Annotated in this window: 12 protein-coding genes; 11 read left to right on the top strand and 1 reads right to left on the bottom strand. The window is 71.7% G+C overall.

The window, feature by feature from the left end:
* Positions 1 to 36: 36 nt before the first annotated feature.
* Positions 37 to 3045, top strand: coding sequence for a beta-N-acetylglucosaminidase domain-containing protein (locus ACGFZA_RS16670; protein ID WP_393679810.1), 3009 nt, complete (start codon positions 37 to 39; stop codon positions 3043 to 3045).
* Between the two features lie 196 nt (positions 3046 to 3241).
* On the opposite strand, the gene ACGFZA_RS16665 is transcribed toward ACGFZA_RS16670, so the two are convergent.
* Positions 3242 to 3805: an HNH endonuclease gene (locus tag ACGFZA_RS16665; RefSeq protein WP_385270980.1), complete on the bottom strand. Its 564-nt coding sequence runs from the start codon at positions 3803 to 3805 to the stop codon at positions 3242 to 3244.
* A 376-nt stretch (positions 3806 to 4181) separates the two neighbouring features.
* Between ACGFZA_RS16665 and ACGFZA_RS16660 the strand changes: the two genes are divergently transcribed.
* The 10 genes from ACGFZA_RS16660 to ACGFZA_RS16615 all read left to right on the top strand — a co-directional run bounded on the left by ACGFZA_RS16660 (position 4182) and on the right by ACGFZA_RS16615 (position 16604).
* On the top strand, positions 4182 to 5249 hold the full coding sequence (locus ACGFZA_RS16660; RefSeq protein ID WP_385270983.1) for a mechanosensitive ion channel family protein: 1068 nt from the start codon (positions 4182 to 4184) through the stop codon (positions 5247 to 5249).
* 271 nt (positions 5250 to 5520) lie between these two features.
* Positions 5521 to 6744: an ROK family protein gene (locus ACGFZA_RS16655; RefSeq protein ID WP_385270986.1), complete on the top strand. Its 1224-nt coding sequence runs from the start codon at positions 5521 to 5523 to the stop codon at positions 6742 to 6744.
* 141 nt (positions 6745 to 6885) lie between these two features.
* On the top strand, positions 6886 to 8223 hold the full coding sequence (locus ACGFZA_RS16650; protein ID WP_385270989.1) for an ABC transporter substrate-binding protein: 1338 nt from the start codon (positions 6886 to 6888) through the stop codon (positions 8221 to 8223).
* Between the two features lie 10 nt (positions 8224 to 8233).
* Positions 8234 to 9175, top strand: coding sequence for a carbohydrate ABC transporter permease (locus tag ACGFZA_RS16645; protein ID WP_393679806.1), 942 nt, complete (start codon positions 8234 to 8236; stop codon positions 9173 to 9175).
* 1 nt (position 9176) lies between these two features.
* The gene (locus tag ACGFZA_RS16640) at positions 9177 to 10079 is read left to right on the top strand and encodes a carbohydrate ABC transporter permease (RefSeq protein ID WP_393679804.1); all 903 of its coding nucleotides are present in this window, start codon (positions 9177 to 9179) and stop codon (positions 10077 to 10079) included.
* A 3-nt stretch (positions 10080 to 10082) separates the two neighbouring features.
* Positions 10083 to 11348 (top strand): 6-phospho-beta-glucosidase, encoded by a 1266-nt coding sequence (locus tag ACGFZA_RS16635; RefSeq protein WP_385270998.1) that lies wholly within the window; start codon positions 10083 to 10085, stop codon positions 11346 to 11348.
* Positions 11339 to 12313 (top strand): N-acetylglucosamine kinase, encoded by a 975-nt coding sequence (locus ACGFZA_RS16630; protein ID WP_393679801.1) that lies wholly within the window; start codon positions 11339 to 11341, stop codon positions 12311 to 12313. Before ACGFZA_RS16635 ends, ACGFZA_RS16630 begins: the two co-directional genes overlap by 10 nt.
* Positions 12314 to 12683: 370 nt before the next feature.
* Positions 12684 to 14087: a hypothetical protein gene (locus ACGFZA_RS16625; protein ID WP_393679799.1), complete on the top strand. Its 1404-nt coding sequence runs from the start codon at positions 12684 to 12686 to the stop codon at positions 14085 to 14087.
* Positions 14088 to 14098: 11 nt separating this feature from the next.
* Positions 14099 to 15169 (top strand): glutamate ABC transporter substrate-binding protein, encoded by a 1071-nt coding sequence (locus ACGFZA_RS16620; RefSeq protein ID WP_393679797.1) that lies wholly within the window; start codon positions 14099 to 14101, stop codon positions 15167 to 15169.
* Positions 15170 to 15269: 100 nt separating this feature from the next.
* The gene (locus ACGFZA_RS16615; RefSeq protein ID WP_385271010.1) at positions 15270 to 16604 is read left to right on the top strand and encodes a hypothetical protein; all 1335 of its coding nucleotides are present in this window, start codon (positions 15270 to 15272) and stop codon (positions 16602 to 16604) included.
* The last annotated feature ends 22 nt before the right edge of the window (positions 16605 to 16626 follow it).

Genomic DNA, 16626 nt, shown 5'->3' with positions numbered 1-16626 from the left:
GTCGGGGCCCATCGGTGGAAGCGAGGGGAGCCAGCCATGCAGTTCAGGCGCAGGAAGCACGCGACGGCCGTCGCCGTGGCCGTGCTCGGCGGACTGCTCTCCGCGGGGGCCCCGGCCGCCTTCGCCGCCCCCTCGACGCCCGGCACCCCCGCCGTCACCACCCCGGACCGCACCGACGACGCCGCCACGCCCGCCGTGTGGCCGCGGCCCCAGAGCATCAAGGCGTCCGGTTCCTCCGCCCCCCTCTCCACCGAGGCCACGCTCGTGGTCGGCGACGGGGCCGACCCGTACGCCGTCGACGCGCTCCGCGCGGTGCTGCGCGACGCGGGTGTACGGACCGTCCACACGTCACTGCCCGGCGGTGGCCCCGTCATCCGGTTCGGCGGGGACGGCGCCCTGGACGCGCTGCGCACGCTGCGCGCGCCCGACCGCACCGATCTCCCCTCCGGGGGCTACCGGATCGCGGTCGGCCGGGTCGCGGGCCGGGACACCGTCGCCGTGGACGGCGTCGGCGACGACGGCCTGTTCCACGCGGTACAGACGCTGCGTCAGCTGACCGGGGACGGCCGCATCGCCGGCGTCACCGTCCGGGACTGGCCGGCCGGTGCCGTACGCGGGATGACCGAGGGCTTCTACGGACAGCCCTGGTCCCAGGAGGAACGGCTCTCCCAGCTCGGCTTCATGGGGCGCACCAAGCAGAACCGGTATCTCTACGCGGCCGGTGACGACCCGTACCGGCAGGACCGCTGGCGCGACCCCTACCCCGCCGACCGGCGCGCCGAATTCCGCGCGCTGGCCGAACGGGCCGCCGCCGAGCATGTGACGCTCGGCTGGGCCGTGGCACCGGGCCAGTCCATGTGCCTGTCGTCGGACCGCGACGTGAAGGCGCTGACGAAGAAGATCGACGCCATGTGGGCACTGGGCGTGCGGGTCTTCCAGGTGCAGTTCCAGGACGTCAGCTACAGCGAGTGGCACTGCTCGGCCGACGCCGACACCTTCGGCAGCGGTCCGGAGGCGGCGGCCAGGGCGCAGGCCCGCGTCGTGAGCGAGCTGGCGCGGCACCTCGCGGACCGCCACCCGGGCTCGGAACCCCTGTCGATGATGCCGACGGAGTTCTACCAGGACGGGGCGACGGACTACCGCACCGCGCTCGCCAAGCAGCTCGACGAGCGGGTACAGGTCGCGTGGACCGGCGTCGGGGTCGTGCCGAGGACCATCACGGGCGGTGAACTGGCCGGTGCCCGCACCACGTTCCGCCATCCACTGGTCACGATGGACAACTACCCGGTCAACGACTACGCCCAGGACCGGATCTTCCTGGGCCCGTACACGGGCCGGGATCCGGCGGTCGCCATCGGTTCGGCCGCGCTGCTGGCCAATGCGATGGAGCAGCCGTCCGCGTCCCGGATCCCGCTGTTCACCGCCGCCGACTTCGCCTGGAACCCGAAGGGGTACCAGCCGCAGGAGTCCTGGCAGGCGGCACTGGACGATCTCGCGGGCGGCGACGCCCGCAGCAGGGACGCACTGCGCGCGCTGGCGGGCAACAGTGCGGGGTCGGTCCTGGGCGGCGACGAATCGGCTTATCTGCAGCCGCTGTTCGCCGCATTCTGGAAGTCCCGTACGGGTGACAGCACCCCGGCGCGCGACGAGGCGGCCCGCCGCCTGCGGGCCGCGTTCACGGTGATGCGGGAGACCCCGCAGCGGCTGGCCGGGCTGGCCGACGGGCGGCTCGATGACGAAGTGCGGCCGTGGAGCGAGCAGTTGGCCCGCTACGGCAGGGCGGGCGAGCTGGCCGTCGATCTGCTCCAGGCGCAGGCGCGCGACGACGGTGCGGCCGCCTGGGAGGCCTCGCTGGCCCTGGAACCGGCGCTCAAGGCCGTGAAGACGGGCGGCGCGACGGTCGGCAAGGGCGTACTCGGCCCGTTCCTCGACCGGGTGCGCAAGGAGGCCGACGCCTGGACCGGCTCGGACCGCGACAACGGCACGGTGGCCGAGGCGCCGGGCAGCTACACGGTGCGGTTCGCCCGGGTGCGCCCGCTGGAGGCCGTCACCGCGATGACGGTGCCCGGCGACGGCACGACGGCGTCGGAGGCCACGGTCCAGGCCCATGTGCCCGGCGAGGGCTGGCGCAGCCTCGGTGTCCTGTCGGCGCGGGGCTGGACCCAGGCGTCCGGCCAGGGCGTGCGGGCCGACGCGGTCCGGCTCAGCTGGCCGACGGCCACCCCGGCGGTCGTCGGCGCTCCGCCCCTGATCATCCCCCCGCTCGCGGGCACCGCCCCGTCCACCGGGACGGCTCCCCGGGTGCGCTCGCTCGTCCCGTGGTTCGGCGACGAGCCCGCCGCCCGGCTCGATCTCGCACGCGGGGAGACGGACGCCGAGATCGGCGGCAAGCCGCTGCGGGTCGAGGCGCGGCTCTCCGCGCGCCGGCCGGCCGAGGTGCGCGGCGCGCTCACGGCGAAGGCGCCCAAGGGCATCAAGGTGCGGGTGCCGAAGCAGACGACCGTGCCCCGCGGTTCCCGCACCGGGGTGCCCGTGGAGATCACCGTCCCCGCGGACACGCCCGCGGGTGAGTACGAGGTGCCGTTCTCCTTCGGCACCGAGGAGACCACCCTGACCGTCCGGGCCTTCCCCCGTACGGCGGGCCCCGATCTGCTGCGCACCGCCTCCGCCTCCTCGTCCGGCGACGAGACCGCGGACTTCCCGGCGTCCGCCGCGTCGGACGGCGACCCGCAGACCCGCTGGTCCTCACCGGCCGAGGACGGCGCCTGGTGGCAGGCCGAGCTGCCGGCCCCGGCGCGGGTCGGCCAGGTGGTGCTGGACTGGCAGGACGCGTACGCCTCGCGCTACCGCGTACAGGTGTCCGCGGACGGCCGCACCTGGCGCACGGCGGCCACCGTCCGCAACGGCGGGGGCGGGCACGAGTCGGTCCGGATGGACGCGAAGGACACCCGCTTCATCAGGATCCAGGGCGACGGGCGGGCCACCGAGTACGGCTACTCGCTCTGGTCGGTCCAGGCGTACGCGGTGGCCGGGCAGGACGACTGACGTACCCGGGTCACGTATCCGGGCCCCGGGCCCAGAACCTCCCGGCCCGGGGGCTGCGGACCCAGGGCACACGGCCGGAAGCGCACGGGCCCGAGGGACCGGTCCCATGAGCCCCGGGACGGCCGGGCCTCGACCGCCGGACCCCTGAACGGACAGACCCCGGGACGCCCGGACCCCGGACGGACGGCCCGGTCGCTCAGGCCGAGATGCCGTCGATCCGTCGCTCAGGCCGGGATCCGTCGATCCGGGCCATGGCGTCGTCCGCGCCGAACGGCTGAAGGTAGGGCAGCCAGCGCGGGTCGCGGTGTCCCGTGCCGATGATCCGCCAGGCCAGTCCGGTCGGCGGGGCGGGCTGCTGGTGGAGCCGCCAGCCGAGCTCGGGCAGATGGCGGTCGGCCTTGACGTGGTTGCAGCGGCGGCAGGCGGCCACCACGTTGTCCCAGGCGTGCCGGCCGCCCCGGCTGCGCGGGATGACGTGGTCGACACTGGTCGCGGCGGCGCCGCAGTACATGCAGCGCCCTCCGTCCCTGGCGAACAGGGCCCGGCGGGTCAGCGGGACGGGCCCCCGGTAGGGGACGCGCACGAACCGCTTCAGGCGGACGACGCTGGGGGCCGGTACGGCACGGGTGGCACTGTGCATGAAGGCGCCGGACTCCTCGAGGCAAATGGCCTTGTTCTCGAGGACGAGGACGAGCGCGCGGCGGAGTGGTACGACGCCGAGCGGCTCGTACGACGCGTTGAGAACCAGGACATGCGGCACGTGGACGCCTCCTTGTACGCCGGCGGCGCGTGGCTCGCGCCGGGACGATCCGATCTCAGTCTCCCCTCCTGCCTGGTCGGAGCGCCACCACGTGCGGGTAACGGGCCGGAAGGATTTTCCTCCCGGGCCCTGCCGCCCGTATGCCGGGACGCGCCGGATCAGGCGCTTCGGGGTGCCTGCCGCCGCGATCGCGCCCGGTGTGCGATCGGCCACAGACCGCCCGCACACACCGCCGCCACCGCCCTCACCGGATGGGTCCCTTACCTCATCCATATCCCCGGGTGAGACGCGTCTCTCCCTTCGATCACGGCAACGGAGCATTCCGGATGCCCCGTTAGTGTGGTTGTTCAGCGCTCGCCCAAGTGGAGGTTTCGCCGTGTCCCTGTCCGCCCTGTTGGCCGCAGCCCCGTCACCGGAGCCCGGCGGCTCGCTGGACGAAGCCGCGAAGCAGGCCGGCAACGCCGCGAGCTGGGTGGAGCAGAACTGGTCCACCTGGCTGAACACCGGTCTGCGGATCGTGCTCATCGCCGCCATCGCCATCGCGTTGCGCATCGCCGTCCGCCGGACCCTGACCAAGCTCATCGAGCGCATGAACCGCAGCGCCCAGGCGGTGGAGGGCACCGCGCTCGGCGGCCTGCTGGTCAACGCGGAACGGCGCAGACAGCGATCGGAGGCGATCGGTTCGGTACTCCGTTCGGTGGCCTCGTTCCTGATCCTCGGCACGGCCGCCCTGATGATCCTGGGCGCGTTCGAGATCAACCTGGCCCCGCTGCTGGCCTCCGCGGGGGTCGCCGGAGTGGCGCTCGGCTTCGGTGCGCGCAACCTGGTCACGGACTTCCTGTCCGGCGTCTTCATGATCCTCGAGGACCAGTACGGCGTCGGCGACACCATCGACGCGGGCGTCGCCTCCGGCGAGGTCATCGAGGTCGGCCTGCGGGTCACCAAGCTGCGCGGCGACAACGGCGAGATCTGGTACGTCCGCAACGGCGAGGTGAAGCGGATAGGCAACCTCAGCCAGGGCTGGTCCACCGCCGGCGTGGACGTGCAGGTGCCCCCGACGGAGGACCTCGGGCGGATCCGTACGGTCATCGAAGAGGCCGCCCAGCTGATGTCCAAGGACGACCCGTGGACCGAGCGGCTGTGGGGCCCGGTGGAGATCCTGGGCCTGGACAGCGTGCTGCTCGACTCGATGACGGTCCGGGTGACCGCGAAGACCATGCCGGGCAAGGCCCTGGGCGTGGAGCGCGAGCTGCGCTGGCGCATCAAGCACGCCTTCGACGAGGCGGGCATCCGCATGGTCGGCGGCATCCCGGCCCAGCCGGACCAGCCCTCGGCCGCCGACCCCACGGCCGCGATGGCCGCTCCCTCGGCCTACGCCTCGACCACCTCGCCCCAGTCCCTGGCGGCGACCCCGATCACCCCGCCTCCGAACATCACGAAGTAGGTTCCGGCCGTACGTACGCACCGGCTGAGGGGCACCCCGCGAGGTCTACGGGGCGCCCCTCAGCCGTGTTTCCGGGGCAACTCGGTTCGCGGTGTGCGGTGTTGGGTATCCACGCCTCCGTGACGCCGACCTGGCCGGAGCCGCGCCGCCCCCGCCCAGGTAACGCTTTGGTTGCCACCGCGGTGCAGACCATTGACGCCCTGGTGACGCGCGCCCTACGGTCCTCTCACCGAATAGGAAACTTTCCTAACAGAGGGCAGGTGCAGTGACCATGGCCGGAACCACGCCGGGTACCCCCCGCGTTCTGCGCGCCATGAACGACCGCGCCGCTCTCGACCTGCTGCTGGAGCACGGGCCCCTGTCGCGGACCCGGATCGGGAAGCTGACCGGGCTCTCCAAGCCCACCGCCTCCCAGCTCCTCGCCCGGCTGGAGGCGGCCGGGCTGGTCGTCGCCACCGGGACCGCGGCCGGGCGTCCGGGGCCCAACGCGCAGCTCTACGCCGTCAACGCCTCGGCCGCCCATGTCGCGGGGCTCGACGTGAACGCCCAGCGGATCGTCGCCGCCGTCGCCGATGTGACGGGCGAGACCGTCGGGGAGTTCGAGCTGCGCACCCCAGGGCGGCGCGCCGACAGCGTGGTGCGCCAGGTGGCCGACGCGCTGGACGGGGCGGTCAAGGAGGCCGGGCTGACCCGGTCCGACGTGCACCGGGTCGTCATCGGCACGCCGGGCGCGTTCGACCCGGGCACGGGCCGGCTGCGGTACGCCTCGCACCTGCCCGGCTGGCACTCCCCCACCCTGCTGGACGAGCTGGCGGCCTTCCTGCCCATGCCGGTGGAGTACGAGAACGACGTGAACCTCGTCGCGGTGGCCGAACAGCGGCTCGGCGCGGCGCGGGGGTACGACGACTTCATGCTGCTGTGGAACGAGGAGGGGCTCGGCGCCGCCCTCGTCATCAACGGCCGGCTGCACCGCGGCTTCACCGGCGGCGCCGGTGAGGTCGGCTTCCTGCCGGTGCCCGGCGCCCCGCTGGTCCGCCAGGTCACCAAGGCGAACGCGGGCGGATTCCAGGAGCTGGCGGGCGCCCAGGTGCTGGCCAGGCTGGCCCGTGAGCTCGGCATCGACGACGAGGCCGTGCGCGGCCCCGGCACCCACCACGAGACCGCGGCCGAGCTGGTGGGCCGGGCGGCGGCCGCCGTGGAACGGGGCGAGGACGGACCGTACGGCCGGCTCCTCGATCTGTTCGCCACCGGTCTGGCCACCGGTCTCGCCTCCATGGTCGCCGTTCTGGACCCCGAGGTCGTCGTGCTGTCCGGTGAGGTGATCTCGCGCGGCGGGGAACCGCTGCGTGGCCGGGTGGCCGCCGAGCTCGCCGAGCTGGCCGCGTCCCGGCCGCGGCTGATCGCCGGTGACGTCACCCACCGGCCCGTACTGCGCGGCGCGCTGGAGAGCGCGCTCGCCACCACCCGCGACGAAGTGTTCGACACCTCGCGCTGATCCCGCGCCCCTTCCGTACGCCCCTTCCCCTGTCCCGAGCCCTCCCTGTCCCGAACCTTCTCCGCCCCCGAGCCTTCCCCGCCCCACCCCTTCCCCGCCCCACCCCTTCCCCGTCCCAACCCTTCATCGGGAGACACCACCATGTCCGGAAACCGCCGGAAGCCGGCCGTCGCGCTCGCCGCGACCGCCGCGATAGCCCTGTTCGCCTCCGCCTGTACCGGGCAGAGCAGTTCCGGTGCCAGTGATGACGCGTCCAAGGAGACGACCATCAACTTCTGGCACGGCTGGAGTGCTCCGGGCGAGGTAAAGGGCATCCAGGCCACCATCGCCGCCTTCGAGAAGGCGCACCCCAACATCCATGTGAAGGTCGTCGGCAACATGACCGACGACAAGATCAACCAGGCGCTGCGCGCGGGCGGTTCCAAGGCGCCGGACGTCGTCTCGTCGTTCACCACGAACAACGTGGGCAAGTTCTGCACGTCGAAGGCCTTCGTCGACCTCAACCCGTTCCTGAAGAAGGACGGGATCGACGCGGACGCGACCTTCCCGAAGGCGATGAACGAGTACACGCAGTTCGACGGCGTGCGCTGCACGGTGCCGCTGCTCGGCGACGCGTACGGCTTGTACTACAACAAAGACGCGTTCGAGGCGGCCGGCATCGCGAACCCGCCGAAGACCTGGACCGAGTTCGCCGCCGACGCGAAGAAGCTGACGAAGGCCAAGGGCGACTCGTACGAGCAGCTCGGCTTCATGCCGAACTACCACGGCTACGAGTCGACGACCGAGCACTACCTCGGTGGCTGGAACCCGACGTACTTCGACGCCGACGGCAAGTCGAACATCGCCAAGGACCCGGCCTTCGCCGACATGCTCACCCAGCAGAAGAAGCTGGTGGACTCCCTCGGCGGCTATCAGAAGCTGGAGAAGTTCCGCACCGGCTTCGGTGACGAGTGGGGCGCCAAGCACCCGTTCCACACCGGCCAGGTGGCCATGCAGCTGGACGGCGAGTGGCGGCTCGGCATGGCCGAGGACACCAAGCCGAAGTTCGAGATCGGCGTGGCCCCGATGCCCGTCGCCGACAGCGAGGCCGACACCTACGGCAAGGGCTACCTGACCGGCACCATCGCCGGGATCGCCGCCACCTCCAGCAAGCAGAACGCGGCCTGGGAGCTGGTGAAGTTCATGACGACCGACACCGACGCGGTGGTGAACTTCGCCAACGCCATCCACAACGTGCCGTCCACGCTGGCCGCGCTGAAGTCGCCGAAGCTGAAGTACGACCCGCGCTTCAAGACGTTCCTGGACATCGCCGCCAACCCGGAGTCCACCACCACCCCGCCCTCGGTGAACGGCGGCGCGTACCTGACGTCCCTGCAGAACCTCGGCTTCGACGTCGAGAAGGGCACCCAGAAGGACGTCAAGGCGGGCCTGGAGAAGACCGCGAAGGAAATCGACGCGGCGATCGCACAGGCGAAGTAGAGCCGACGCGATGAGCACGTACACACTCCGTGCGAAGCGCCGCCGCTCGGCGCTCCGGACGGCGGCCTTCATGTCGCCGTGGCTGATCGGGTTCTGCGTCTTCTTCGCCTACCCGCTGATCTCCACGCTCTATTTCTCCTTCACCAGCTACGACGGTTTCTCCGCCCCCGAGTTCAGCGGGCTGCAGAACTGGTCGTTCGTCTTCAACGACTACCCGCTGTTCTGGCCCGCCCTGCGCAACACCCTGTGGCTGGTCGTGGTCATGGTCACCTGCCGGGTGGTCTTCGGGCTCGGCATCGGCATGCTGATCACCAAGATCAAGACGGGCACCGGGGTCTTCCGGACGCTCTTCTACCTGCCGTACCTGGCGCCGCCGGTCGCCGCCACGCTGGGCTTCGTCTTCCTGCTCAACCCGGGCACGGGTCCCGTCAACTCGATCCTCGGCGACCTCGGACTGCCCACCCCGGGCTGGTTCACCGACGCCACCTGGTCCAAGCCGGCGCTGACCGCCCTCGCGGTGTGGGGGGTGGGCGACCTGATGGTGATCTTCATGGCCGCACTCCTCGACGTACCCAAGGAGCAGTACGAGGCGGCGGAGCTGGACGGTGCGTCCGCGTACCAGCGGTTCCGCTTCGTCACACTGCCGAACATCTCGCCGATCATCATGTTCGCCGTGGTCACCGGCATCATCCAGACGATGCAGTACTACACCCAGCCGCTCGTGGCCGGGAAGGTCGCCTCGGGTGTCATGGGCGGCTCCGGGCAGCAGTTCGAACCGGGCTATCCCGACAAGTCGACACTGACGCTTCCGCAGCTGGTCTACAACCTCGGTTTCCAGCGCTTCGACTACGGCTCCGCCTGCGTGGTCGCGCTCGTTCTCTTCGTCCTCGCCATGGCGTTCACCGCACTCCTGATGCGGCGCCGCAGCGGACTGATCCAGGCAGGTGAGTGACGTGGCGCAGGTTCTCGACACCCCGAAGGCCGCCGGCCCGGTGAGTGACCCCGTCACCCCGGCCGAGCGCGTCGCACGCCGCAAGGCGCTGCTGCACTGGATCGGTGTGCACTCGCTCGGCGTCGCGGCCGCGCTGTTCTTCGTGCTGCCGTTCGTCTTCCTCCTCCTCACCTCGCTGATGAGCGACCAGCAGGCACTCACCCGTGACCTGTGGCCGCACCCCTTCGAGTGGAGCAACTACAAGGACGTGTTCCACACCCCTGGGTTCCTGACCTGGTGGAAGAACACCCTGCTGTACGCGGGCCTGGGCACCGTCCTCACGGTGGTGTCCTCGCTGCCCGTGGCGTACGCGCTCGCCAAGTTCCGCTTCCGCGGCCGGCATCTGTCGCTGATGCTCGTCATCTCGATGATGATGCTTCCGCCGCAGGTCGTCGTCATCCCGATGTACCTGTTCTGGGCCAAGCAGCTGGACATGTCCGGCACGCTCTGGCCGCTGATCATCCCGATGGCGTTCGGCGACGCGTTCTCCATCTTCCTGCTGCGGCAGTTCCTGCTGACCATCCCGAACGAGTACCTGGACGCGGCGAAGGTCGACGGCTGCGGCGAGTTCCGCACCCTGCTGCGCGTCGTGATCCCGATGGCCAAGCCGGGCATCGCCGCCGTCGCCCTCTTCCAGTTCTTCTACGCCTGGAACGACTACTTCGGCCCCCAGATCTACGCCTCCGAGAACCCGGCGGCCTGGACGCTGAGTTACGGACTGGAGTCCTTCAAGGGCGCACACCACACCGACTGGAACCTGACCATGGCCGCGACCGTTCTGGTCATGGCCCCTGTGATCGTCGTCTTCTTCTTCGCACAGAAGGCATTTGTCGAGGGCGTCACACTGACCGGAGTAAAGGGCTGATTCATGAAGCTCGCAGTAGTGGGTGGCGGGTCCACCTACACACCTGAACTGATCGACGGATTCGCACGGCTGCGGGACACCCTGCCGGTCGAGGAGCTCGTGCTCGTCGACCCGGACGCCGAGCGGCTCGAACTCGTCGGCGGCCTCGCACGGCGGATCTTCGCCAAGCAGGGCCACCCGGGGAGGATCGTCACCACCTCGGACATCGACGCGGGCGTCGCCGACGCCGACGCGGTCCTGCTCCAGCTGCGCGTGGGCGGCCAGGCCGCCCGCAACCAGGACGAGACATGGCCGCTGGAGTGCGGCTGCGTCGGCCAGGAGACCACCGGGGCCGGCGGCCTCGCCAAGGCCCTGCGCACGGTCCCCGTCGTCCTGGACATCGCCGAACGCGTCCGGCGCACCAACCCGAACGCGTGGATCATCGACTTCACCAACCCCGTCGGCATCGTCACCCGGGCGCTGCTCCAGGCCGGGCACAAGGCCGTCGGCCTGTGCAACGTGGCGATCGGCTTCCAGCGCAAGTTCGCGGCCCTGCTCGACGTGACCCCCGGCGAGGTGCACCTCGACCACGTCGGGCTGAACCACCTGAGCTGGGAGCTCGGGGTGCGCCTCGGCGGCCCCGACGGTGAGAACGTCCTGCCGCGGCTGATCGCCGAGCACGGCGACGCGATCGCGGACGACCTGCACATGCCGAGGGCGATCGTGGACCGCCTCGGCGTCGTGCCCTCGTACTACCTGCGCTACTTCTACGCGCACGACGAGGTCGTGCGGGAGCTCGGCACCAAGCCCTCGCGGGCGGCCGAGGTCGCCGCGATGGAGAAGGAACTCCTCGCCATGTACGGCGATCCGGCCCTGGACGAGAAGCCCGCGCTGCTGGCCAAGCGGGGCGGCGCCTTCTACTCGGAGGCGGCCGTGGACCTGGCGGCCTCGCTGCTGGGCGGCGGCGGCTCCGCGGTGCAGGTGGTCAACACGTACAACAGGGGGACGCTGCCGTTCCTGCCGGACGACGCGGTCATCGAGGTGCAGGCACGCGTCGACGGGAGCGGCGCCACGCCGCTCGCCGTGCCGGAGCTGGACCCGCTGTACGCCGGTCTGATCGCCCACGTGACGGCGTACGAGGACCTGGCTCTGGAGGCCGCGCTGCGCGGTGGCCGCGACCGGGTGTTCAAGGCGCTGCTCGCGCACCCCCTGATCGGCCAGTTCGAGTACGCGGAGGCGCTCACCGACAAGCTGATCGCGCACAACCGGGAGCACCTCGCGTGGGCGTGAACGGTTCGGTCCTCGCGATAGACGCGGGGAACAGCAAGACCGATGTGGCACTCATCGGTAAGGACGGCACCGTGCTGTCCACGGCCCGCGGCGGCGGCTTCCAGCCGCCGGTGGTCGGCACGGACACGGCCGTGGATGTGCTCGGCGCCGCGGTGGACCAGGCGCTCGCCGCGGCCGGTACGGACGCCGGGTCCGTCGCCCATGTGTCCGCCTGCCTCGCCAACGCCGATCTGCCGGTCGAGGAGGCGCAGTTGGGCGAGGCGCTGCGGGCCCGTGGCTGGGGCCGCACGGTGGAGGTGCGCAACGACACCTTCGCGATCCTGCGGGCCGGGGCCGACGAGCCGCGCGGAGTGGCCGTCGTGTGCGGTGCGGGGATCAACTGCGTCGGCATGGTGCCGGACGGGCGGACCGCGCGCTTCCCCGCGATCGGCCGGATCTCCGGTGACTGGGGCGGCGGTTCGGGGCTCTCCGAGGAGGCGATGTGGTTCGCCGCGCGTGCCGAGGACGGCCGCGGTGAACCGACCGAGCTGGCCCGTACGCTGCCCGCGCACTTCGGGCTCGCCTCGATGTACGCGCTGATCGAGGCGCTGCATCTGGGGCGGATAGCCCCGGAGCGGCGGCATGAGCTGTCGCCGGTGCTGTTCACGACCGCGGCGGCCGGCGACGCGGTGGCGCGCGGGCTGGTGGACCGGCTGGCCGAGGAGGTCGTGGCGCTGTCCTCGGTCGCGCTGTCCCGGCTCGGCCTGCTCGACGAGAAGACACCGGTGCTGCTGGGCGGCAGCGTGCTGGCCGCCCGCCACCCGCAGTTGGACGGCCGGATCGCCGAACTCCTCGCCGTGCGCGCCCCCAAGGCGGTGGTGCGGGTGGTGCAGGAGTCCCCGGTGCTGGGTGCCGGGCTGCTGGGCCTGGACCACACGGGCGCGGCACCGGAGGTGCACGCCAGACTGCGGGCGCAGTACGTCTGACGGACGGTCGCACCGGCGGGTGTCGGAGGCGTCCCGTAGCCTGCGGGTTGCGGGACGCCTTCCGCGTACGGGAACCGATCGGTTGCCCCGGACGTGTTCATGAGGGGGAGATCGATCCGCTGCGGGGTTGCTTGTGCTGCGGGATTGCTTGTTTCGGGGATTGCTCCGCCGATCGTCTTGATCGACGGCGTGGACCTTGATCGAATGCTGTGTGACCGCGGCTGATCACTGTCGGCTGCTTCATGGACCGGTGCAGGATCCGGGCGTTCGCCGTATGGGCACCGGTCCCTGCGGCCATACTTCTGGCCGGGTACCAGTCCCCCGATCGGCCGGGGGGCGGGCCACCGTCAGTGACCGAGGGGGAGGTCAAGTGACATACCCGCCGAATGTACGCCCGGCGCCGCAGCACGCGCCGGAGCAGCAGCCTGCGCCGGCGGCGGTCGTACCCGCGCCGCCGCCGCACAGCGTCCGGGCCGTGGTGACCGAGCGGCTGCGTGCCGCGGCGACCACGGAGCCGGGCCGGCTCCAGATCATCGGGGCCGTACTGGCGCTGCTCGTCGTCGCGTTCGGGGCAGTGACGGCGTTCGAGATCAGCGACCGCGCGGCAGCCGCGAACGACGTGGTGGAGCGCAGTCAGCCGCTCAGCGCGGACGCGGCGGGCATCTACCGCTCGCTGGCCGATGCGGACGCGGCGGCCGCGAGCGGCTTCCTGGCCGGACCGCAGGAGCCGCGCGCGGTCCACGACCGGTACGTGAAAGACATCGACGACGCTTCCCGGCTGCTGGTGAAGGCCGCGGCCAACACGGACGCGTCGACGACGTCCGGCCACGAGATCACCACGCTCAACAAGGAACTCCCCCGCTACACCGGGCTGATCGAGCGGGCCCGCGCCAGCAACCGGCAGGGCCTGCCGCTGGGCGGCGCCTACCTCCGGTACGCGAACCAGAAGATGGCCGTCGATCTGCTGCCGGCCGCCGAGCGCCTCTACACGGCGGAGACGGACCGGCTCGACCAGGACTACCGCTCCGCCCGGACGTGGCCGTTCTTCTCGCTCGGTATCGGTGTCATCGCACTGGCGGTGCTGTTCTGGGCGCAGCGGCGCAATTACCGCAGGACGAACCGGGTGTTCAACCACGGTCTGCTCGCCGCGACCGCGGCGGCGACCGTGGTCCTGCTGTGGCTGGCGGTGGGTCACACGGTGGCCCGGTCCGATCTGGCCGAGGCCAACACGCACGGGCAGCAGTCCCTGGACGTGCTCAACCGGGCGCGCATCGACTCGCTGAAGGCGCGCTCCAGCGAGAACCTCACGGTGGTCGCCCGCGGCGCGGTGCTCACCGCGGACGGCAAGAACGACAAGTACGAGACCGACTACGGCACGGGCATGAAGGCGCTCGGCGAGGAGTTGGGCAAGGCCGCGAAGCTCGCCGAGGACACGGGCGACGCCGAGGGCGGCAAGCCGGTGGCCGATGCCATCAAGGCCGTCGCCGAGTGGCAGGGCCGCCACCGGACCGCCCGCAAGAGCGACGACGGCGGCGACTACGACACCGCGCTGGAGCAGATCATCGGCTCGGAGAACTCGACGGGGCAGTCCTTCAGCCGGGTGGACGAGGCGCTGCGGAAGGCGCTCGCCCACGAGCAGACCGAATTCACCCGGGCCGCCAAGGACGGGCGCGGGGCCCTCGGCGGGCTGCCGATCGGCGCCGCGGCCCTCGCGGTGCTGGGCGCCGTGGCGGCGATCGTCGGGGTCAACCGCAGGCTCTCGGAGTTCCGGTGACAGGGGGAGCGATGACAGCGAAGGACCCGAGGACGGGCCCCCGGACGGCCCGCGGGGGCCGGCTGAACCGGCTGCGCGGCTGGGGCGGGGTGACCGCCATGGCCGCGGCGTGCGCGGTGACGGCGTCGCTGACCCTGCTGCCGCTCTCCCACGGGAGCGGGGGCCCCTTCGACGGGGCGGACGCGGGACCCGGGACGGCCCACGCCGTTCAGACGCGGGCCGACGACTGCACGGACCCGGAGGCCAGCCTGCCGCCCGGCCTGGCGGAGGGCGACGCGATCAAGCGGATCAAGGAGCGCGGCAAGCTGATCGCCGGCGTCGACCAGAACAGCTTCCAGTGGGGCTTTCGCAATCCGGAGTCCGGCAACCTCGAAGGCTTCGACATCGACCTGGTGCGGGCCATCGCCAAGGACATCCTCGGCAGCCCGGACAAGGTGATCTTCCGGGCGATCCCCACCAACCAGCGCATCGCCGCGCTGGAGAACGACAAGGTCGACGTCGTCGTCCGGACGATGACGATCAACTGCGCCCGACTGGACCAGGTGTCGTTCTCCACGGCCTACTTCCAGGCCGGTCAGCAGGTCCTCGCACCGAAGGCGGACCCCAAGGGGGACGCGGGAATCACCGGCTTCAACTCCTCGCTGGCCGGCAAGCGGGTCTGCACCGCCGAGGGCTCCACCGCGTACGAGGCGCTGGAGAAGGAGTCGTTCGGCTCCGTGTTCAAGGACAAGCACGACGGTACCGGGGCCGACGAGGACAAGCTCACCGTCCCCAACCAGCTGGACTGCCTGGTGCGGCTCCAGATGGGTGAGGTCGACGCGGTCGTCACGGACAACGCCCTCGCGGCCGGCCAGGCCGCCCAGGACCCCGCCGTGGAGCTCAAGGGCGCCCCCTTCACCACCGAGTACTACGGCGTGGCCACGAAGAAGGGCGCGGACGACCTGGTGTCCCGGGTCAACAAGGTGCTGGTCGGTTACCGCGCCGGAGGCGCGGACAGTCTGTGGATGCAGTCGTACCGGAAGTGGCTGAATGCCGGGCTGCCCGGGATAACGGCGCCGCCGGCGCCCAAGTACCGGAACTAGGACCTGGTTCCCGGCCGGCGAGCAACTGACGACCGGCCGGCGGTCGACAGCACTGATCCTGCCGGGCCCCCGCCCGGCAGGAAGAGCGGAGAGGTGATCGATGGGCGTCGCGGGCCCCTTCCCCAGCTACGCGGCCCGGCCTCCCGGCCCGGTCATGGACCGGGACGAGGCCGACCGTGCGCTGGCCCGGCTCGGTGCGGAGCACGAGGCGATCGAGACCTCGCTCCTCGCCCTGCAGGACCACGCCGGGCGCCGGCTGCTGGAGGGCGCCGACCTCACCGGTGTCACCAAGGAGCGCTGGACCACCACCGAGCAGTCGATCACGCTGCTGTGGTCCTACTTCGACGCGTACGCGGGAGCCCTGCACCGGGCACGCGAGGTGCGGGCCCGGCGTCGTCAGCCGAACCGCGAGGACCTGGTGGCCCTCACCGAACTGCTGCGCGGCCAGGGGGTCACGGTGGCGCATGCCGCCGCCGCCCACGATCCGTCGATCACCGGCCCGGCCCGGCTCTCGGAGCGCTTCACGCTGGAGGAACTGGTCCAGCGGATGAACGAGCTGTACGCGCGCTCGCTCGACATGGTCGTCGCCTCCGACTCCGTGTGGTCGGCGATGCCCGCCCGGATAGATCTCCTCGCCGCCGAACTGCGCCGCACCCACTCACTGGCGCACTCGGTCGGCGTACGGCCCGGAGAACACCCGGCGGGCGACGACCTGGAGGCGATCGTCCAGGAGCTGACCACGCTGCGGGTGCAGGTGATCTCCGACCCGCTGGCGTTCTGGCTTCCCGGGCCCGGCAGTTCGGCGCCGGGCGGCGGCCGTCCGGACACGACGCGCTACGACCGGGCGGCCCGGGCGCTGGACGAGGTGCGGCGGGAGGTCGAGGCGGTGCTCGCGGTCCGGCAGGACGCCGAACAGCGTCTCGTCCAGCTGCGCGATGTCCTGTCCCGGGCCGACCGCACCCTGGCCGAGGCGAGGGCGGCGCGCGGTGAGGTGCTGGCGAAGATCGCCGCGTCCGAGGTGCCCGCGGTCAACGGCCCGCCGACGGCGCTCCAGGAGCGTCTGGCCGCGGCGTCGGAGTACCGCAGGCACGCGCAGTGGCACCGGCTCTCACCGCTTCTGGAGTCCCTGGAGCAGCAGGCCGGCGAGGAGTTGCTGCGGGCGCGGGAGCAGCTGACCGCGGTCACGGCGCCGCTGGCCGTCCGGGCGGAGCTGCGCGGCCGGCTCGACGCCTACAAGGCGAAGGTGGCCCGGCACGGGCTGGCGGAGGACCCGGTCCTCATCGAGCGGTACGACGCGGCGCGCCGGATGCTGTGGAGCGCGCCGTGCGATCTGCGGGTCGCCGCACTGGCGGTGCAGCGCTATCAGGACGCGGCGCTGGACATGCTGGCGGGGCGCGGCCCGTCCGGCCCCGAGGACCGGCGGGGGCACCCATGAGACGTCTCGGGTGCGTGGTGCA

Source organism: Streptomyces sp. NPDC048211, assembly GCF_043202315.1.
Lineage (GTDB): Bacteria > Actinomycetota > Actinomycetes > Streptomycetales > Streptomycetaceae > Streptomyces.
Note: the sequence above shows the minus strand (reverse complement) of the source record. Positions and strands in the feature narration are given on the sequence as shown.